This is a genomic window from Nonomuraea turcica (genome assembly GCF_030718205.1).
Taxonomy (GTDB): Bacteria; Actinomycetota; Actinomycetes; order Streptosporangiales; family Streptosporangiaceae; genus Nonomuraea.
Genome location: NZ_JAUZQF010000001.1, coordinates 43749 through 63918 on the forward strand (window position 1 = coordinate 43749; position 20170 = coordinate 63918).

A 20170-nucleotide genomic window follows, 5' to 3' on the forward strand; every position below is an offset into this window, starting at 1 on the left:
GGCACCGGGTCGTGCCGACGCGTCCGGAGCGTGCGGCCGTCAGACGTCGGTGCGCTTGAGCCGCCAGGCGGCGGCGATGACGGTCACCGCGATGTAGGCCACGAAGACGGCGAGCCCGCCCCACGGTGCGAGCATGCCCTCGCCGGGTGAGACGGCGGTGAACGCGGCGGCGGCGTCGGCAGGCAGGTACTGGGTGACCTCGGCCCAGCTCGCCGGCAGCAGCAGCGAGGCGACCCCGCTGAGCAGGAACATGACGCCGAACAGCGTGGTGATGGCTGCGGGGGTGGAGCGTAGGAGCCCGCCGAGTGCGACACCGAGCACGCCCGACCCGGCGAGTACGACCGCCGAGCCGACGACTGCGCGCGCCACCCCTGGATCGGACCATGAGGCGCCGGCGTCACCAATGATCGCTTGGCCACCGCTGAACGGGCACCCTCATCGCGGCCTCGGCGCAGTGGCTGTCCGCCATCGCCGTGATCGCGATCGTCGCCCTCGCCGTCACCGCACGCCGCGCCACCTCTCCCATGGCCAGAAGCCTCCTGCTCGCAGGCGCCGCAGGCGTGGCGTTCGCCGTGTCATCGGTCCTGACCAAGACCGTGATGATCGACCTGCCCGCCGGCATCACCGGCGCCTCGCTGCCTTCTCTGGTCACGATCGCCGTCCTGGCCGTGGCCGGACAACTGCTCAGCCAGCATTCCTACCGAGGGGGCGGCCTGGCGGCCCCGCTGGCCATGGTCAGTGTCGCGAACCCGGTCGTCGCCGGCGCGATCGGGATCCTGCTGCTGGGAGACGGCGTTCGCATGGGCGGGGCGGGAGTGGTCCTCGCCGTGGGCGCGGTCGTCGTCACCGTCGGCGGCGTCATCGGCCTGGCCGCACACACTCCGGCCGGTGACGCCGCCGCGCCCGTCCGAGGCGGTGGCACGACGCGGGACACCGTAACCGCCCTCGACCCGGACAACGCGGACACCGGCCGATCAGCGCCCTGCGTGTTCGCTTGACCTTGAACGAGCGCTGTCGGCTCGTGCGCTGGGATGTGAGCGTCGGCCGACGCCGGACCGCGGGTCGTCATCGACCACGGGCAGGCACCCAAGTCGGCGATCAATCCCCAAGCCGGAGTGCCACGCCGGAGGCGATCCGATGAGCATCGCGCCGGCGGCGCGGAGCACCGCAGGGGGTCACCTCCATCAGCGGCTGGGGACGCGACACCCCGGGAGCCGGCCATGGCGGCGATCGTTAAGGGGCTCGCATGTGGTGATCTTATGGCGGTTTTGTGGGGCCCGACGCAATTGTTGACCATGAGGCGATCGCACCGGGAGAGCCGGCTCTACCTGCGCCGTCTATCAGTCCGGTAACCGCTGATCGTGTGGCTGCTCACCACACCACCCATATGCCTCGCTGCGGACAGGCCGGAGCGAGAGTCGAATGGAGGAACCTGTGGTCAGAATGAGCCTGCGCTATGCCAGGTACGCACTCAGCACCCTGACGACTGCACTGTTCCAGCTGCCCTGCAGCTAACGGAAACACGGTCGGCCGGTCTACGGACCGGCCGACCGAGCCAGTCTGTGCCGTCAGATGAATTGAGGCCCCATGCTTGCCACAGCCGCTCGACAGCTCCGCTATGTCGCCACCGTGCTCCGCGGCGGCCGATTCGACGTTGACGCACTACGGAAAATGGTGAGCGACCTCCGTCAGACGCTTGACGAGTTCGGCGAGCCGGGTGAGGGCGCCAATGAGCTGCTGCCCGGCGGCGGTGTCGATGACCCGGAGATCCGGCGGTCGATGGCGGACCGGCGCCTGCGCCAGGCGATCCGCCAGGCTGCCGAGCACACTGCCTACTATCGGCTCTGGTTCAAGGAGCACGGGGTCGATCCGAGTCGTATCGGTCTCGATCAACTGCACCAGGTCGCGTCCACGCCCAAGTCGGCCTTGCGCGGCGCCGGTCCGGCGTTCGTGTCCGACCAGAGCGAACCGGTCCTGATGGCACAGACCACCGGCACCACCGGGACGCCGACGGTCGTCTGGTTTTCGCGCTACGAGCTGGAGCTGTCCGCGGTGCTGTCCGCGATCTCCTACCTCATGGTCGGTGGCGTGCGGGAACACCACGTCAGCATGTCGTGTGTCAGCTCGCGAGCGACCGTGGGCCTGATCTCGGTGCAGCGGGCGCTGGGCCTCGTCGGCGCCGGTTTCGTCGCGCAAGGACTGGTCGACCCGGGCATCGCGTTGGACCGGCTGGCCACGCCGCTGCACCTGCCAGGAAAGGCGCCGCACATCACCGACCTGTACACGGTTCCCTCGTACCTGGGGGCGCTCGTGCAGCGCGCCGAGCAGGACGGCTGGCAGGCCAGAGATTTCGGGCTGCGCCAGATCCTGACCGGAGCGGAAATCCTGACCGACGCGCTGCGCGAGCGGGTACGCGAGGTGTTCGACGTGCCGGTCTCCGACGTGTACGGAATGACGGAGCTCGTGCCGACCACGGGACTGGTCTGCACGCAGCAGCACCTTCATCTGGCATCCGAGCAGGCCCACTTCGAGGTACTCGACCGGAACGCCGACACCCCGGCGCCGGTGGGTGAGATCGGCGAACTCGTGGCCACGCCGTACGTTCCCTACCGAGACACGACGCTGCTCGTCCGGTACAGAACGGGCGATCTCGTCCGCCGGCTCCCGGACGAACCCTATGGCTGTGAGCTGGCCCAGCTCCCGGCCACCTCACCGATCGTCGGGCGGGCCAAACACTTCACCGGAGGTCCGACCGCCCGCGACATCCTGGAGGTGCTGCAGGGAGTGAGGGAGGTCCCGCTGCCCACCCGGTACGCGCTGACCGGCGATCCGCTCAAGCCCGATCTTCATGTCGTCGCACCACGCGGCGGCGGTCTGCTCGGCCGGATCGAGGAGCGAGCGGCGGCTCGGTCACTCCAGGTCGCCGACATCGTGCTCGTCGAAGAAGCCGGGGATCTTCCCGAGCCGTGCCGAGTGCGCGCGGACCTGTACGAGCACAGTTTCGAGACGTCGCCTTCATAGCGGCGATCACCTCTCTCGCCGGCCCGGAGACCCATGTTCACCTTGCAGAACTTCGCGTTACTCGACCTCCTCATCGCTCTGATCGTGCTGCTCGGCCTCGGCTACGCGCACCGGTTCCGGCTGCCGCGACCGCCGGTAGGGCGTTTCACCACCTCCGACGTGCTCATCATGAGCTGTCTGGTGGTCGTGATGCCCATCACGTATCTCGCCATGCCGGCACCGGCCGTCTCCGGGGTATTCGGCGTCATGTTCCTCGCCAGCGTCCAGCTCGCGCTCGCGCCGTTGCTGGGGGGACGATCGGCCACGGTCGCCGCCGTCCTGCTCGCCGCCGCCGCGGCCGGGGCCGCCATCGCCGGGTACGGCACCTTGGTGCTGGTGCTCAATGCCGTCCTCATCATGATCGCCGTGATCGGTGTGACAAGTCTGTGGACGCAGACCGGGATGACAGCCGGGCACGTCGCGGCGTTCGCCACCGCGCTGGCGGTGTACGACCTGTTCGCTACCGGCCTTGGCGACATGACCGATCGGTTCCTGGCTCAGGTGGAGGGCTATCCGTTCGCGCCGCTCCTCGCCGTGACGAGCGGAGCCATACCGGTCGCGGCGGGCCTCGGCGACTGTCTGATCCTGGCGCTGTGGCCGATGGTGGCGACCAAGGCGTACGGCAAGCCCGCGGGATGGATCGGGGCGGCCACCGGCATCGGCCTGATCATCGTGGTGCAGATCGGATTCGCCACCGGCGTGCTCCACTCAGGCATGGCGTTCCTCACCGTGCTGGGGCCGGCGATCCTTGTTCAGTATCTGCTCTGGCGCAGGATCCGCGGGGCGGAACGCCGCACCCACCAATGGCTCGGTGTACCGACGTCAGCGGTCGACACGTCCGGCCGAATCGACCAGATGGCGAGCGCCCTGCGCACCGCCCGATCCGCGACCGACCTGCCGGCCGGCACCTGGGCGGCCGTTGACGACGATGCGGTCATCGCACAGGGACCGACACCTGGGACGGCGCTAAGAGCCGCACGCCGCGCCGGTTACCTGAACGTCCCGTTCATCAGGCAGATCTAGGGCCGGTATAGCAAGGCGAACGTCTCCGTCTGTTCAGGTGCGCCCGCTTTCGTCAGGATGGCGTGCGCACGCCGCCAAGCCGACCGTGCCGCGCCCTCTCTCCCCGTCCCCTGAAACACATGCCCCAGAGTGATCAGCGTTCTGGCCTGGGCGAGCCGCTGCCCGGTTCGCCGGAAGATCCGCAGTGCCTCCTCACAGTGCTCCTCGCAGGAGACCAGCTCGCCCAGACCAAGGCACGCGGCCGAAAGAGCGCTATGTGCCTTGCCCAGCGCCAAGGCGTACCCATTGCCTGCCAGGTGCCGGGCACAGTCGGCGAGGCTCAGCGCCTCGGTGTGAAGACCTCGGAAGTGGGCCAGCTCCGATCGCGCCAGCAGCAGCTCCACCTGGTTCGGCCGATGGCTGGTGTGTTCGGCGATGGCCGCAGCCGCGGCGAGGCGGTCATCGGCGTCTCCAGCATCCCTGCACCGGAGGCTCACCAGCGCCAGTCCGATCAGCGCGCGCACCTCGACTTCGTGGTTCTCGACGCTCTTGGCCACGGATATCGCCTCCGACAGGGCTTGGAGCGCGGAGTCATAGCGACCGGCCTCCAGATGCACGCCGCCGAGGGATTCCAGCGCCATGGCCTCCACGTACGGGGATCCGATCTCGCGCCCGACGGTCAATGACCCGCTGAGCGTGGCGAAGGCGTCCTCGAGCCGGCCCATCTCCCGCTGAACCACTCCGAGGTTGGTGCGCACGACGGCCTCGAGCTGGCGCTTGCCGATCTCGATGGCCGCGGCGAGCGCCTGCCGGTGGCGCTCTTCAGCGTCGCGCAAGCGGCCGAGGTCAAGATACAGAGCCGCCAGGTTGCCGAGGCTGGACGTCTCGCCCGCGCGGTTGCCGAGTTCGCGGTCGATGGCAAGGGCTCGCCGGAACCGGCCGATGGCCCGCTCCGGCACCCCGGCCTGCGCGAGAGCCACCCCGCTGGCTCGCAGCACGGCCGATTCTCCCGCGCTCCAGCCCGCGCGGCGCAGGAAAGGCAGCGCCTGGCGGTAGGCGTCCATGGCGGCGTCCAGGTCGGCGATCCGCCACCGTATGTAGCCGATGGACATCAGCATCGCGCCCTGCCCCATGCTGTCCTGCTCGATGCGGGCGGCCTTGAGCCCGAGTTCGGCGATGCGCAGGCACTCGGTGATGGGCCGTTTCCAGGGCAGGACATCTCTCAGGGCATCGGCCAGCCGCCAGGCCAAGGCGTGGGGGCCGCGCTCAGCCGCACGGGCGATCAACGTGGCGATGGTGTCCCACTCCCGGTCGAGCCAGTTCTCCGCGTCGGCCGTGCTGCTGAAGGAGAGGGGCGTCACCTCCGTGACCGGTCCGTCCGGCGCCGGTCCGACCACGCGTACATCGACGTGCTCACCCGCGGAGACGATGGTCCGCAGGTAGAAGTCCAAGTACCGGTTGATGGCGGTCTCACGCTCGGCGGGCGGGTCCTCCGCCTCAGCCCGCTCCGCGGCGTACGTGACCAGCAGGTCGTGACAGGTATAGCGGTCCGGTCCCGCGTTCATCAGATGGACCCGCGCCAAGTCGTCCAGGAGCTTGGCCGTGTCCGTCGGGGAGTAGCCTGCCAGCGCCACCGCGCCCGCGACGGTGATGCCGGTGTTCGGCACCAGCCCGATCAGCCGGAACAGCCGCCGTCCCGCCGGGGCCAGCGCCTCGTGGGATCGTCCGACCGCGCCGCGCACCGCCGTGCGCCGATCGCCCGCGACCTCCAGTTGGGAAAGAAGGTCGTGATCGCCGAGCTCGGCCATGTACTGTGCGATCGTCTTGTGCGGGCTGCTCGCCACCCTGGCGCCCGAGACCCGCAGGGCCAGCGGCAGGCGCGCGCAGAGTTCAGCCAGTCGCGCGGCGGCGTGCGGTTCCCTGCGGACCTTGTCCGGTCCCACGGTGTCGGCGAGCAGTTCGACGGCATCGTCCGGATCAAGCACGTCCAGCGTGACCCGCCCGGCGGACTCCAGCGCCACCAGGCCGCTCAGCCGGTCCCGGCTGGTAACCAGGATCCGGGATCCGGTGTCGGGGGGTATCAGCGAACGGATCTGGTCCGGCTCGGCGGCGTTGTCCAGCACCACGAGAACACGCTGTCCAGCCAGGATCGACCGGTACAGGCCGATCTGGGCCTCAAGCTCCACGGGGATGTCCTCCGCGGGCCAGCCGAGCGCCTGGATCAGGCGCGGCAGCGCCTCGGCTGTGCTCATCGGCGGCGCCTGGTCGAACCCCCGCAGGTCGAGGAAGAGCTGCCCGTCGGGGAAGCGCTCCGCCACGTGATGCGCCCAGTGGACGGCGAGCGTGGTCTTGCCGACTCCGGCGCCCCCGACCACGAGGATCACCTGCGCGGCTGACACCTCGTCCAGCTGTCCGAGCTCCGCCCGCCTGCCGATCAGCCGGCCCACCGCCGGCGGGAGCTGCCGGGGAACGAGGCGGCGTACAGTCTGGCGCTCGGGCAGGGTGAGCGCCTCGTCGTTCCCCAGGATCGCCGCGTGCAGGCGCTGGAGCTCGGTGCCCGGTTCGACGCCCAGCTCACCCGCCAACACCGTCCGGACCCGGTCGTAGATCTCCAGGGCCTCGGCCCGCCTGCCGGACCGGTGGAGTGCCAGGATGAGCTGCAGCCAGACGCGTTCGTTGAGCGAGTTGGCCTCGGCGAGCGCCCGTAGCTCGCCGATCAGCTCTTCGTGCAGGCCCAGCCGCAAGCGGACGTCGGTCCAGTCGGACCGGGCGGAAAGCGCCAATTCCTCCAGAACAGCGACGCGAGGCGTCACGGCGGAGGTGAGCAGCGCGTCCTCGGCAGGTCGGCCGCGCCACAGCGACAGTGCGGTCCGGTATGCGTCGTTGGCCGCGGCCAGGTCTCCATCGTTCGCGTGGTGGCGGGCCGTGCTCAGCAGGTCCTCGAAGACGAGCAGGTCGAGCTGGGTCCGCTCGAGATTCAGAAGATAGCCGTGGTCCTGGGTGACGAGGTGAGGGACGACCGTTCGGCGGAGGCGGGTGACGTAGCTGTGGATGTTCGACACGGCGGACGCGGGCGGCTCTTCCCACAGGCAGTCGATCAGCCGCTCCAGGGAGACCGACATATTAGGAAAGAGCAGTAACACGCCAAGCACGGACCGCTGTTTTCCCGAGAGGTGCACGGGCCTGTCTGCGGAGAGGGCCTGAACAGAACCGAGGATTCCGTACACGGTCACAGGCGGCTCCCGATCATCGTCGAGACACGTTGTACACCGGGCCGTCGAGGCCACGCAAGGCGACCTCGTGGTCACCCGCGCGTCCACGACGCTCGGCACCGGCCTGAGTACACTAGTGCCCGGCCGCGACTGGCGCAGGTGGGCCACCACCGGGGAGCGGCCGTGTCCCGATGCGAGCGTCGACCGCCTGGGCGCCTCCATCAGCGAAGTCCCGCTGAGGAGGCCAGAACGTGCAGTTGCGCTACGGAATCAACCCGCAGCAAACACAAGCGCACGCCATCCCGACGACGCCGGACCGCTGGCCGGTCCGGATTCTGCACGGACAACCGTCGTTCACCAACCTGCTCGATGCCCTGAACGCCTGGCAACTCGTGCACGAGGCCGCCCAGGCGCTGGGCAAGCCCGCTGCCGCGTCCTTCAAGCACGTCTCACCCGCGGGCGCGGCCCTGTCCGGGCCCATCGACGAGGTCACCGAGCAGCTCCATGGCATCGTCGGCTCGCGCATCACCGACCTGACCAGCGCCTACCTTCGCGCTCGCGACGCCGACCCCAAATCCTCCTACGGCGACATCGCCGCCGTCTCCCATCCCGTCGACGCCGACCTCGCCGAACTCCTGACCGGAATGGTCTGCGACGGCATCATCGCCCCCGGATTCGAGCCCGGCACCGTCGAACGGCTCAGCACCAAGAAGAACGGCCGATTCCTCATCCTGGAGGCGGACCCGGCGTTCATCCCTCCGCCGCAGGAGTCGCGGGAGGTCTTCGGCGTGCGCCTGAACCAGGACCGCGACCAGGTCCCGATCTCCCGAGACCTGCTCGACGTCGTCGTAGGCGCGCCGTTGCCCGAGACGGCCGCCGACGATCTGGTGCTGGGCCTGATCGTCCTGCGCTACACCCAGTCGAATTCGGTCTGCTACCTGCGTGACGGTATGACCCTTGGCATCGGCGCGGGCCAGCAGTCTCGGGTGGACTGCACCCGCCTGGCCGGCGCCAAGGTGGACACCTGGTGGCTCCGCCGTCACCCGACGGTGCATGCCCTTCCCTTCGTGCCCGGGTTGCGGAACCAGGAGAAGATCAACTGGCAGGTTCGCTTCATCGAGGGCGGCCTCACCCCCCTCGAGCGGCGCCACTTCGCCCAAGCCCTGATAGAACCGGTCGACGAGCTGACACCCGACCAGCGTGCCGAGTGGAGCCGCCGTCTTAGGGAAGTCGCGTTCGTCTCCGACGGCTACCTGCCGTTCCGCGACAACATCGATCATGCCCAGCGCCACGGCGTCACCTACATCGCCGAGCCGGGCGGATCCATCCGGTCCGACGAGATCGCGGTCGCCTGCCGCGAGCACGGGATCACGCTGGCCCGCACCGGCCTACGGCTGTTCCACCACTGAGCGTCATTCCTGGCCGGGCCGGACAAGCCGCTCTTGTACGCGAACGCCGCCCCCCGTCACCTCGGCATCAGTGACCGGCTCCCTGGAACTCGGCGGTGTTGTCCGCCCGGGCCGGTAGAAGCAGGGCGGTGATGACCACAGCCACGGACAGCACCGCGCCGATGATGAAGGCCAGCCGCATGCCGTCGAGGACGGCGAGCACCTCGGTGACTCCCGCGGACTTCAGGGCATCGGCCCGCGCGCTCATCACGGTGATCACGAGCGCGGTGCCGAAGGCCGCCGCGACCTGCTGCAGCGTGCTCAGGATCGAACTGCCGTGGGAGTAGAGCCTCGGGGGAACCGCTCCGAGCCCAAGAGTGAACACCGGGGTGAAGGTCGCGGCCAGACTCACCATCATCAGCGCGTGCAGACCGAGCAGCTGCCAGAACGGCATGGTCATCGTGACCTGGGTGAATCCGGCGAGCGAGAGGGTGATCCCGATGGCGCCGGGGATGACCAGGACCCGGCCGCCGAACTTGTCGAACAGCCGGCCGACGGTCGGGCCCAGCAGTCCCATCGCGAGGCCGCCCGGCATCACGAGGAGTCCGGTCTCCAGGGCGCTGAGCCCGCGGACGTTCTGCAGGTAGAGCGGCAGCAAGATCATCGAGCCGAGCATCGCCATGAAGGCCACCGACATCAGGATCAGCGCGACCGTGTAGGTGCGGTGGCGCAAGGTGCGCAGGTCCATCAGCGGCACACCGCGCTTCTGCAACGACAGCTGGCGCACGACGAAGACGACGATGGCGGCCAGGCCGGCCGCCACGATCGCGGCCGCGACGCGGATGTCACCGCCCTCGAACTGGCTGAGCCCGTAGACCAGGCCGCCGAAGCCCGCACCCGCGGTCACCACGCTCAGCCAGTCGATGGTGCTGAACTGGGGCTCTCCGACGTTCTTGAGCTGCTTCAGGCCGCCCCAAGTGATCAGAGCGGCGATGGGGAGCACCACGGCGAACAGCAGCCGCCAGGACCCGAATTGGAGGATCACTCCCGAGACCGTCGGGCCCATCGCGGGCGCGACCGAGATGGCCAGGGTGACGTTGCCCATCACCCGGCCCCGGTCCTCCTCGGGGACAACCTGCATCAACGTGGTCATCAGCAGCGGCATCATCACGGCCGTCCCGGACGCCTGGATGATGCGGGCGCCCAGCAACACCTCGAACGACGGCGCGACGGCGGCCAACGCCGTGCCGAGCAGAAACAAACCCATCGCGGTGGAATAGGCGCGGCGGGTGGACACCCGCTGCAGGAACCATCCGGTGATGGGGATGACCGCGGCCATCGTCAGCATGAAGGCGGTCGAGAGCCACTGCGCGGTCTGCTCGGTGATGTTGAGCGCGCCCATCAGCCGCGGGATCGCGTTGATCATGATCGTCTCGTTGAGGATGACCACGAATGTGGCGAGCACCAGCAGCCGGACCACGGCTGGGGTGCGACCCGCGGGGGTCGCCAATTGGGCAGGTGAGTCGAGCTGTGGGCTGGACACGGCACCTCGATCTGGGTTGTCGGACAAGACAGGGTGATGGCTGGCGTCGCAGCCCTCGGTCTCACAAGAAGTTGTGGTCATGCAAGACTGACCGCCCCCACCGACAAAACTCATCGCCCCGCCCCAGGATTCCGGCAAGCGATGCGAAATGTCACCCGGTTTTCACCGATGGCGGACGATGACCAGGCCGGGCCGGACGCGCGCGAGGTCACCTCATCGGCGTCGGCCATCGGGGCAGCGGCAACCGGTGAAACCCGGTCGAGGGCGCCGTGAAACCGGCACCCTCGACAGTGAAGCCATGAGCATCACAGAACTCAAACGTACCGGGGGCGGCCCGGCCCACGCAGGTGGCGCCGATCTGGCCGTACGTGCGGAAGGGCTGGTGAAGACGTTCGGCGAGCACCGTGCCGTCGACGGGATCGACCTGGACGTACGCCCCGGTGAGATCTTCGGCGTCCTCGGCCCCAACGGGGCGGGCAAAACCACCACGCTGCGGATGCTGGCCACTCTGTTGAAGATCGACGCGGGCCGTGCCGAGATCTTCGGGGTCGACGTGGCCGGCAATCCGCACGTGATCCGCCAACTGGTCGGCGTCACCGGACAGTACGCGTCGGTCGACGAGAACCTGACCGCCCGCGAGAACCTCTGGCTCTTCAGCCGCCTGCAGGGCATCGCCGCGCCGCGCGCCCGGCGCATCGCCATCGAACTGCTGGGCCAGTTCGGCCTGGAGGAGGCCGCCGACAGACCGATCGCGCAGTTCTCCGGCGGCATGCGCCGGCGCCTCGACCTGGCGGCCAGCCTGATCACCAGGCCGCCGCTGATCTTCCTCGATGAGCCGACGACCGGTCTCGATCCGCGCACCCGTGGTCAGATGTGGGACACCATCCGCGGTCTGGTCGCCGACGGCTGCACGGTGCTGCTGACCACGCAATACCTGGACGAGGCCGACCAGCTCGCCGACCGCGTCGCCGTCATCGACCACGGCCGCAAGGTCGCCGAAGGCACTCCCGACGAGTTGAAGACCGCGGTCGGCAACTCCACCCTCCAGCTGCTGCTCGCCGATCCGGGCGAGGTGCCCGCCGCCGTGGAGGTCATGCGGCGTGTCCTCGGCTCCGACCCGGTCCTCAGCCCGGAGCAGGGCCGCCTCAACGTCGCCCTCGACCAGGCGGACCTGGCGGCGGACGTACTGATCGCGCTGCGCACCGCAGGGGTGTCGATCTCCTCGGTCAGCGTGGCCAAGCCCAGCCTGGACGAGGTGTTTCTCGCCCTCACCGGCCACGAGACGGACAGGGACGACGAGACCGGCACGGAGGAGAACCGATGAGCACCATGATCGCACCCGCCCGCGAGGCGGTGCGGGCCGCCGACCGCGTGGCGGCCGCCCGGCGGCGCGTCTCCATGGGGGAGACGCTCGCCCAGACCCTGACGATGGCGTGGCGGGCGCTCAAGAAGATGCGCCGCAACCCGGAGCAGTTCTTCGACGTGGCGTTGCAGCCCCTCCTGTTCACCGCGATGTTCGCCTTCATCTTCGGCGGCGCCGTCGCCGGCGACGTGGAGAGCTACCTCCCCCTGATGATCCCCGGCATCATCGCCCAGACCGTGCTGACCACCTGCATGGCCACGGGCACGCAACTCCGCGAGGACATGGAGAAGGGCGTGTTCGACCGGTTCAAGTCGTTGCCGATCGCCCGGATCGCGCCGCTCGCCGGCCCGATGGTGGCCGACCTGCTGCGCTACACGATCGCGGCCACGCTGACCTTCGCCATGGGCCTGCTGATGGGCTACCGCCCGGGTGGCGGAGCGGGCGGGGTGCTCGCCGCGATCCTGCTGGCGATCTTCACGGGCTGGTCGCTGGCGTGGGTCTTCACCTGGGTCGGCACGATCGCCCGGAGCGCCCAGGCCGTGCAGGGCATCTCCATGATGATCTTGTTTCCGCTGACGTTCCTGTCGAACGCGTTCGTCCCCGTAGAGACCCTGCCCGGCTGGCTGGCCGCGTTCGTCCGGGTCAACCCGGTCTCACACCTGGTCACGGCCGCCCGCGACCTCGCCAACAACGGCGTCGTCAGCGGAGAGGTGGCCTGGACGCTCCTGGCGTGCCTGATCGTCATCGCGATCTTCGCGCCCCTGTCGGTACGCAGCTACAAGCGGCACATGTGATCTCCGCCCGTCGCGACCGGAGACCTGCTGGACGAGACTTCGTGCCTTGTCGAGCAGGTCGGAGCCGCGCCGGTCGCCGTACTCGGCTTGCACGGTGGCGATCATCCCCGACGCGGCCCGCTCGGCGTACGGTTCGATCCGCTCGAAGGCCATGCTCGGCATGAGGCCGTTGTACGCGAACCGCTCGGCCAGCACCAGCAACCGGATCGCGTCGCCGGGAGCCATGACACCCCGCAGCAGCCCCCAGGCGCCGAGCGCGAACAGCATGCAGCCGCACAACGGGTAGTCGATGACGGGACTTTCCGCGGACAGCACGTCGTGGCCGCCGAGGATGGAGAACAGCTCCTCGCCGTACCGGACGGCTTCCGGCGGGGCGTGGTACGCGTACGCCGTCAGGGTGACCGACTCCGCGACGATCGTCCACGGCAGGGACCCGCCGTTCAGTATCCCCGGCAGGCGCAGGTCACGCGCCCGCTGGACGGCCCGGCGGTATTCCGTGAGCGCGGCGGCCGTCTCGCCGCGGGCCAGAGCGAGCTCGGCCGCGCACAACGAGACCATCGCCATTCCGCCGAGCACTGCCTCGTTGTCGTTGATCCGGGTGATCGCGGCGAGTTCGGCCTCCGCGGAGCCGAGGTCGCCGTCGGTGATCGCGGAGGTCAGCAGCAGCGCGCGGAGCTGGGTCTCGTCGTCGGCGGCGCCGAGCCTGCTCAGCACGGGAATGGCGGTTCGCGCGTGTCCGACCGCCCGCCGCCGGTCGCCGAGACGCATGACCAGGTGGGCCAGCACGGCATGCATGATCGCGGGGAACCAAGGCCCGTCGTCCTCGCGGAGCATCGTCAGGGTCCGCTCCGCGGCCTCGATCGCCCCGGCCACGTCTCCCGCGTTCTCCAGGACGTGAACGCTCGCGTGCGTCGCCGCCAAGGCCACGTCATCGTCGGGGCTCCGGCGCAACTCCGACAGCACGCGTGGCAGGTCGGGGCCGTCGGCCGCGAGCGCCACCGTGGCCATCGCCGCCACGCGGGAATCCGTCGCGTCACTGGTGGGCAGCGCGCCGAGAAGATCGCGCAGCGGATCGTCCCGGCGGTCGGTGATGATCATGACGTTCATGAGCATGATCAACGTGGCGGCCCTGGTCGCCTCGACGAGGTGCGGTGGCGGCATCCAGCCGGTGATCACCTGGGTGATGGCGTCCCGGTGCGCGAGGATCCGGGGATGGTCGCCGCGGATCGACCACAGCGCGCCGACGCCGGCCAGCAACTGGATCGCCGTGACGGGATCGGGCTCGCCGAGAGCCTGCCGGAGCAGATCGGCGAGGTTGCTCTCCTCAGCGCGCAACGCGTCGGCCGCGGCGAACTGCGCCGGGCCGAACAGCTGGGTGGCGTGACCGAGGGCGTAGGCCGTCGCCCACTCCCGCTGCGCGGCCCGAGCGGTCGACTCCTCGCCGGCCTCCTTCAGCCGCATCCGCCCGAACTCCCTGACCGTCTCCAGCATCCGGTAGCGCAGGCCGTACGTGGTCTCGCGGACGCTCAGCATCGACTGCTCGGTCAGCGCGTCCACGACGCGCAGGGCGTCCGGGCCGAGGACGTGCTCGGCCGCGGCCAGCGTGAAACCGTCGCCGAACAGCGACAACCACCGCAACGCCCGCCGTTCCGGCTCATCCAGCAGATTCCACGACCAGTCGATGACCGCGAGTAACGTCTGGTGCCGGTCAGGGGCCGTACGGTTTCCACCGCGCAGCAGGGCGAACCGGTCCGCCAGGCGCCGCGCGATGTCCTCCACCGTCATCACCCGCACCTTGGCCGCGGCCAGCTCGATCGCGAGCGGCAGTCCGTCGAGGCGGGCGACGACCTCCTCGACCACTGCCTCGTCGATCCGCACACCCGGGCGGGCGGCCGTGGCGCGCTGGCGGAACAACTCCACGGCGTCACCCGCGGGCAGCTCGCCGAGCAGGTAGACACGTTCGGCGGGGATCGACAAGGCGGCGCGCGAGGTGATGAGCACCCGCAGGTCGCGGGTCGTCACGGTCAGGAACGCCACCAGGTCGGCGACGGCCTCGATCACGTGCTCGCAGTTGTCCAGGATCAGCAGCGCCGGAGCCTGGTCGAGATGCTGGGCGATCCGGGCGCGAACGTCGGAGCGCTGCTCGGCGGTCAGGGCACGACGCCCGCTGACCGAGTCCCGAACCCCGAGCGCCGAGCCCACCTCGCCCGCCACGCCCTCCGGCGAGGAGACGCTGACGAGTTCGATGAAGTGAGCGACGTGCTGCGTGGCGTTCCTGCCGACGACATGAGCCAGCCGCGTCTTGCCCAGCCCGCCGGGGCCGACGATGGAGACCACCCGGTTCGTCTGCAACAGGGCGTGCACCGCACGGATGTCGCCGTCGCGGCCGAGCAGCGAGGAACCGTCGAACAGGATGCCCTCACGCACCGGCCGATCCGCGACGAGGAGCTCGGCGTACACGCGGGCGAGCTCAGGTCCTGGGTCGGTGCCGAGCCGCGCGACCAGGCCCGCGCGATAACGCTCGTAGCGCTCCAGAGCGGCGGCGGCACCGCGTACGGCGGCCTCGCTGCGCAGCAGGCAGGCGAGCAGCTCCTCGTCGTACGGCCGATCGGCCGCGGCCTCCTCCAGCAGCGGCAGCGCACCCTCGTGAGCGCCGCTCCGGCTCCGCGCGATCGCCGCCACCCGTCGCGCCTCGGCCACCCGCCCTGCCGCGACGCTCCTCAGCTCGGCGAGTGCTCCCGTCGCGCCGTCCAAGCCGGCCACGAGTCCCATGGCCTCTTCGGCGCGGCGCCCCGCGAGCGCCATGTCGTCGTCGCCGAGTGCGGCACGTGCCTGCTCCACCAGCGCGCCGAGCAGCAGCGCGTCCACCTGGTCGGCGGGCAGCCCGAGCCGGTAACCACGCGGCATCCGTACCACGACGTCGGCGTATGTCGCCGACCTGGTCCGCGAGACGACCACCTGCAGCGCCTTCGTCGGGTTGGCCGGCGCCTCGTCGGGCCACAGCTCCTCGACCAGGCGCTCGTCACTGACGCCTGCCCGCCCGTGCAGGGCGAGCACGGCCAGCAGGGTCTGCGCGCGATCGCCGACCACGCGCACACCCCGCCAGCGGACGCCGTCGAGCAGGACCAGTGTGGGGGACACACCCTCAGCTTACGGACGAGCCACTGAGGAGCGTGACCGCGAGCACCGCTCCACGGCCGGCCTTGCTGTGACAACCTTCGCGAAGAAGATGGCATCTAACCCGCCATGGAAGCGCTGAGCGCGGGGGACCCCCAGCGCATCGGGAACTACTGGCTCGCCGGACGGCTCGGTTCGGGCGGGCAGGGCATCGTGTACGACGCCTACGACGCCGACGGCAACCGGGTCGCGGTCAAGGTCCTGCACGCGGCCGGCGATCGTGCGATCCGCGACAGGTTCGCGAAGGAGACGACAGCCGCGCGGCGGGTGTCGTCGTTCTGTACGGCCCGCGTGCTGGCCGCCGATCTGGATGGGCGCAGGCCGTATCTGGTCTCCGAGTACGTGCCGGGGCCGAGCCTGGGCGCGGCCGTGCGGGACGGACGCCGGTTCACCGGTGACGACCTCTACCGGCTGGCCACGGCGGTGGCCACCGCGCTGACGGCGATCCATGACGCGGGAGTCGTGCACCGTGACCTCAAACCGGACAACGTGCTGCTCGGTCCCGACGGCCCGCGGGTGATCGACTTCGGCATAGCCCGCACGCTCGACATGTCGCTCACCAGGACCGGCGAGGTGTCGGGCACGCCGGCGTACATGGCGCCCGAGGTGTTCACGGGGGAGCGGGCGGGCGGGCCGGCCGACGTGTTCGCGTGGGGCGTGATCATGGTGTTCGCCGCCACGGGGCGCGAGCCGTTCGCCGCCGACAACCTGGGCGCCGTCATGCACCGGGTGCTGTCGCACCGACCCGACCTGAGCGCCCTGCCGCCACGCCTGGCCCCGCTGGTCGAGGCGGCCATGGCCAAGGACCCGGCGGCCCGTCCCACGGCCCGCGACCTGCTGCTGGCGCTGGTCAGCGGGAACGGCGCCGACACCAGGGGGCTGCTGGCGGCGGGCAGCAGGACCGCACGGGGCGTGTACGGGTCGGAGCAGGGCGATCCCGCTCTGGGGACGATCGCCGAGGACGCCTACGAGTCGCTGAACCCCGAGGAGCGGGAGGTGGCGGCCGAGGTGTTCCTGCGGCTGGTGGCCGTCGGGGAGGACGGGCACGAGACCGGACGGTCGGCCGGATATGACGAGCTGTTCGAGGGGCGCTCCGAGCGGGAGTCGGCGGCGGTCAGGCGGGTGCTGGCCGCGTTCTCGTACGTGATCGTCAGCGGCGACGGCACGGTGTCCCTGTCCCGACCCGGCCTGCTGCGTGCCTGGCCGAGACTACGCATGTGGGTGGATGCCGACCGCGACGGGCTGGCCATGCTGAACGGCATCAACGCCGCCGCCCGCCGCTGGGCCGAGAACGGCAGGCGCGATGCCGACGTGCTCCAGGGCAGCCACCTGGAGCAGGTGCTGAGCTGGGCCGCGACCGGTCGCCGGCACGTCACGCTGACCCCGTTCGAACGAGACTTCCTGCGTGCCGGCACCGACCTCACCAGACGGCGGGCCAGGCGCAGGACGCTGACCACGGTCGCGCTGGCCGGGCTGCTGGTGGTGTCGCTCGTGGCCGGCGGGCTGGCCGTCTGGCAGCGCCAGGAGACGGCACGGCAACGCGACATCCTGGCCGCCAAGCAGGCGGCCGCCGAGGCGGACCGGCAGCGGACCATCGACCCGTCCCTGGCGATGCTGCTGAGCGTGGCGGCCTGGCGGGTCTCGCCGGCGCAGCCGGAGGCCCGCTCCAGCCTGACGGCCGCACTCCAGCAGCATGAGACGGCCGTCTTCCGCGACCCGCCGGTCACGGGCGTGGCACGGCGGCTGCTCAGCCGCGACGGCCGCACGCTGGTCAGCGTCAGCGAAGGCGGGGTCAACGTGTACGACGTGCGCACCGGCAGGCGTACGGCGAGCTGGCCCCAGATGACCCTGAGCGGGACCATCTTCTATCCGCCGGCGCTGAGCCGCAGCGGGCGACTGCTGGCCGCGACCACGACCGAGAGGCTCGGTGTCTGGGACCTGAAGACCGGCAGGAAGCTGCTCGAACGGCCGCTTCCATCACCGTCCATGTTCTACTACAGCGCCGTGTTCGGCGAGCACGAGACCATGCTCACGGTGCTGTACAGCATGCATGACATCCACTACCTGCTCGACGTCTCGACCGGCGAGCAGTTCGGCAAGGGCGTCTTCGAGCTCCGTGAGGAGAAGGCGGTGAACCGGCCGCTCGTGGACCTCGCGGGCAAGCGTCTGTTACTGCCGGGAGAGCGCCTCGACCAGGTCGCGCTGCCCGGGTGGCGGATGGAGCGGCCGTTCCCCGCCTGTGCGGACCATCCCAAGGAGGTGGCGTTCAGCCAGGACGGCAGGACGCTCGCCTGCGGCAACAGCACGGATATCGCCCTCGTCGACGCCGCCTCGGGTCGCGCCCGCGGCGACTCGCTGTCCTGCCACGCCTGCGGGACCGACGGCCAGTTGCGCTTCAGCCCGGACGGCCGGTACCTCGCCTCCTTCCTCAAGAGGGATGTGCAGGTCTGGGACCTGCGCACCCGGAACCTCGTGCTCGACTACCGCGCCGAGGGCGAGCTGACCGACATCGCGTTCGACCCCGACGGCGCCACGCTCCGGTACATCATGGACGACGCCGTCGTCAGCCTGGACCTGCGGCCGCGCACCCAGGCGACGGCCGTGCCGGGATTGCCCTACCTCAGTGGAGACGGCAAGTGGGCCGTCGTCAGAGCCGGCAAGCAGCTTCGGATCTGGGACGTGGGCGCGGACAAGGAGACCGGCCGCCTGTCCGTCGATACGGAGAACGCGGTGCCCGCCGACTTCTCCCATACGAAGCTGGCCGTCATGGACGTCAACGGCACGGTCACGCTCTGGGACCTGCGTACCCGGGCGAAGCTCTGGTCGGTGCGGATGCCCGGGAAGGGTGGCGCCCCCGTCGACGTGCACTTCGCCCCGGACGGGCGGCGGCTCGCGATGACCGTCATGTACGGGCGGGTCCCGGTGTTCAAGAAAGTGGTGCTCGACGCCGCCGACGGGCACGTGCTGAGCTCGTTCGACACGAGTTCCCGAGGCGGGCCGTTCCTGCCGGGCGGCACGGCGTACGTGTCGCCGGATGGCGGCAGGTTCATCGACGTCGGCACCGGCAAGCCGGTAGGTGCCGGGTTCGTGCCCACCGAAGCGGTCGCGATCAGCAAGGGAGGGCTCCTCGCCGCGTACGAGAGCACCACCGGGCGGGTCGGGCTGTGGAACGTCGACGGGCCGAAGGCACTGCGCCCCGCCCTGCCCCGGGCCGCCGCAGCAGTCGGTTTCCTGGCCTTCTCACCCGACGGCAGGACGCTCGCCACCGTCTCGATGAGCGGCGTGCTCCAGCTCTGGGACGTCGAGGCCAGGCGACGGCTCGGCGGGTCCTACCTGCTGCAGGAGGGCCAGCCGTGGTCGCTCGCGTTCAGCGCCGATGGGGCGGCCGTGTACGTCGGGATGGGCGGGGCCGTCCGCACGGTTTCCGTTGGCGGAGAACGGGTCGCGCGGGAGGTGTGCGCGCGGGTCGGGCGCTCGCTGTCGCCCGCCGAGTGGGAGCGGTACCTGGGCGGAGCGCCGTACCAGAACGTCTGCCCCTGACGGAAGGGGCGGGCACGGGATGCCCGCCTCACCAATTGGTGCGGGGTTCAGGGTTCCGCGTGCCGGTCGAGGCCGAGCGTGGCGATGAGGTCTTCATGGAGCTCGAACCAGACACGATGGCAGGAGTCGACGTCGGTGCGGTCGACCCAGCTGCCGTCCCCGGCTCGGGCGCGCGCCAGGGCTGCGGTGAATCGTGTGTCGTATCCGCGGAACCGCGTCAGGACGCTCCCGAGCCGGTCCGCGAGCGGCCGGAGTGCGCGGTCGATGTCGGCGAGCTCGTGGAGGATTCTGGCGTCCCAGGCGGGATCGGAGTGGTCGTTGACGGCGAGCCGATCGCCGGCGGTGGGCCGGAGTTGCCAGTCGGTGCAGGCTCGTAGCAGGAGGGCGTTCAGCGGGAGGAATGCGCGGTAGACGTCACCGACCTCGTCGGCACCGTCGACGCGGGCGAGCTCGGCCGCGAGCTGGCGCTCGTTCTCGGCTCGGCCCGATCCGGTCAGCGACCAGCCTCCGGTGCCGGCGAAGGCGGTGTGTTCGACCCAGCCACATGCCTCGGCGTCGAGGAGCACCTCTTTCGTCTCGGCCGTGCTGAGGCCGTACCGGTGTGCGAGCACCGGGGTGTCGGCGAACCCGGTGATGCGCACGGCATGCAGGACCAGGAGGGCGGGCGGAGAGTCTGGCGTCATGAGTCGGCGTCCTGTCGTGCTGTCAGGCGGGTGTAGTGCTGCTGGCAGGCCTGCGGGGAGTTGAATCCCATCGCCTGCGCCATCTGCGCCCAGGTCAGGCCTGCGCTCCGGGCCATGAACAGCAGGGCTGATTCAAGTCCTTCGACCTCGGCGCGTGCGGCGGGCAGGAAGGTGAGCGCGCTCAGGATGTCCTCCGGGTTCAGGTCGGCGTTGCGCCAGACGGCGAACTGCACAAGGTCGACCGCTGACGGCGGGGCGGGCGGGGGTCGCCACGGGCGGGCGTCGAGCGCGTCCGCGCCCAGGCTCAGGAGACGCTGACGCGCGTCCTGCTCACGTTGGGCCTGAGCGTGGTCGGCGTGCGCACTGTGAGCGATGTCCTGCTTGCGTGCCATACGACTTACGATGCAC

General features: G+C 70.2%; 12 protein-coding genes, 1 pseudogene and 1 riboswitch. Of the genes and pseudogenes, 7 read left to right on the plus strand and 6 right to left on the minus strand.

The window, feature by feature from the left end; translation table 11 throughout:
- Positions 1-39 precede the first annotated feature (39 nt).
- Positions 40-369: a hypothetical protein gene (locus tag Q9G87_RS00245; RefSeq protein ID WP_305914085.1), complete on the minus strand. Its 330-nt coding sequence runs from the start codon at positions 367-369 to the stop codon at positions 40-42.
- A gap of 68 nt (positions 370-437) precedes the next feature.
- Here Q9G87_RS00245 and Q9G87_RS00250 point away from each other — a divergent pair, with 68 nt between their 5' ends.
- The 3 genes from Q9G87_RS00250 (at position 438) to Q9G87_RS00260 (ending at position 4083) form a co-directional block, all read left to right on the plus strand.
- Entirely contained in the window at positions 438-998 is a 561-nt protein-coding gene (locus Q9G87_RS00250) for a DMT family transporter (protein WP_305915102.1), read from the plus strand.
- A gap of 589 nt (positions 999-1587) precedes the next feature.
- Positions 1588-3021 (plus strand): phenylacetate--CoA ligase family protein, encoded by a 1434-nt coding sequence (locus Q9G87_RS00255; protein ID WP_305914086.1) that lies wholly within the window; start codon positions 1588-1590, stop codon positions 3019-3021.
- Between the two features lie 33 nt (positions 3022-3054).
- On the plus strand, positions 3055-4083 hold the full coding sequence (locus Q9G87_RS00260; protein ID WP_305914087.1) for a hypothetical protein: 1029 nt from the start codon (positions 3055-3057) through the stop codon (positions 4081-4083).
- On the opposite strand, the gene Q9G87_RS00265 is transcribed toward Q9G87_RS00260, so the two are convergent.
- Positions 4080-7445: an AfsR/SARP family transcriptional regulator gene (locus Q9G87_RS00265; RefSeq protein ID WP_371825707.1), complete on the minus strand. Its 3366-nt coding sequence runs from the start codon at positions 7443-7445 to the stop codon at positions 4080-4082. The genes Q9G87_RS00260 and Q9G87_RS00265 overlap by 4 nt on opposite strands.
- A riboswitch (ZMP/ZTP riboswitch) is annotated at positions 7411-7495 on the plus strand. It overlaps the preceding gene by 35 nt.
- A gap of 30 nt (positions 7496-7525) precedes the next feature.
- Here Q9G87_RS00265 and Q9G87_RS00270 point away from each other — a divergent pair.
- Positions 7526-8683, plus strand: a complete 1158-nt coding sequence (locus Q9G87_RS00270) for a phosphoribosylaminoimidazolecarboxamide formyltransferase (RefSeq protein ID WP_305914088.1) — start codon at positions 7526-7528, stop codon at positions 8681-8683.
- A 67-nt stretch (positions 8684-8750) separates the two neighbouring features.
- Here Q9G87_RS00270 and Q9G87_RS00275 read toward each other — a convergent pair whose 3' ends face one another.
- The gene (locus tag Q9G87_RS00275) at positions 8751-10205 is read right to left on the minus strand and encodes an MDR family MFS transporter (RefSeq protein WP_305914089.1); all 1455 of its coding nucleotides are present in this window, start codon (positions 10203-10205) and stop codon (positions 8751-8753) included.
- Positions 10206-10503: 298 nt separating this feature from the next.
- On the opposite strand from Q9G87_RS00275, the gene Q9G87_RS00280 reads away from it, so the two are divergent.
- Complete coding sequence (locus tag Q9G87_RS00280) at positions 10504-11529, plus strand: ATP-binding cassette domain-containing protein (protein WP_305914090.1); 1026 nt, start codon at positions 10504-10506, stop codon at positions 11527-11529.
- On the plus strand, positions 11526-12362 hold the full coding sequence (locus tag Q9G87_RS00285) for an ABC transporter permease (protein WP_305914091.1): 837 nt from the start codon (positions 11526-11528) through the stop codon (positions 12360-12362). The genes Q9G87_RS00280 and Q9G87_RS00285 overlap by 4 nt, the downstream gene beginning before the upstream one ends.
- 1680 nt (positions 12363-14042) lie before the next feature.
- Here Q9G87_RS00285 and Q9G87_RS00290 read toward each other — a convergent pair.
- Positions 14043-15269, minus strand: a pseudogene (locus Q9G87_RS00290) (ATP-binding protein); the annotation flags it as partial.
- Between the two features lie 339 nt (positions 15270-15608).
- On the opposite strand from Q9G87_RS00290, the gene Q9G87_RS00295 reads away from it, so the two are divergent.
- Positions 15609-19079 (plus strand): serine/threonine-protein kinase, encoded by a 3471-nt coding sequence (locus tag Q9G87_RS00295; RefSeq protein WP_305914092.1) that lies wholly within the window; start codon positions 15609-15611, stop codon positions 19077-19079.
- A 47-nt stretch (positions 19080-19126) separates the two neighbouring features.
- On the opposite strand, the gene Q9G87_RS00300 is transcribed toward Q9G87_RS00295, so the two are convergent.
- Complete coding sequence (locus Q9G87_RS00300) at positions 19127-19762, minus strand: transcriptional regulator (RefSeq protein ID WP_305914093.1); 636 nt, start codon at positions 19760-19762, stop codon at positions 19127-19129.
- Entirely contained in the window at positions 19759-20154 is a 396-nt protein-coding gene (locus Q9G87_RS00305; RefSeq protein ID WP_305914094.1) for a DNA-binding protein, read from the minus strand. Before Q9G87_RS00305 ends, Q9G87_RS00300 begins: the two co-directional genes overlap by 4 nt.
- Between the last annotated feature and the right edge of the window lie 16 nt (positions 20155-20170).

Coding starts and splice junctions, on each gene's coding strand:
- Q9G87_RS00280 (WP_305914090.1), top strand. CDS start 10,504: ATGAGCATCACAGAACTCAAACGTACCGGGGGCGGCCCGGCCCACGCA.
- Q9G87_RS00255 (WP_305914086.1), top strand. CDS start 1,588: ATGCTTGCCACAGCCGCTCGACAGCTCCGCTATGTCGCCACCGTGCTC.
- Q9G87_RS00260 (WP_305914087.1), top strand. CDS start 3,055: ATGTTCACCTTGCAGAACTTCGCGTTACTCGACCTCCTCATCGCTCTG.
- Q9G87_RS00305 (WP_305914094.1), bottom strand. CDS start 20,154: ATGGCACGCAAGCAGGACATCGCTCACAGTGCGCACGCCGACCACGCT.
- Q9G87_RS00285 (WP_305914091.1), top strand. CDS start 11,526: ATGAGCACCATGATCGCACCCGCCCGCGAGGCGGTGCGGGCCGCCGAC.
- Q9G87_RS00300 (WP_305914093.1), bottom strand. CDS start 19,762: ATGACGCCAGACTCTCCGCCCGCCCTCCTGGTCCTGCATGCCGTGCGC.
- Q9G87_RS00295 (WP_305914092.1), top strand. CDS start 15,609: ATGGAAGCGCTGAGCGCGGGGGACCCCCAGCGCATCGGGAACTACTGG.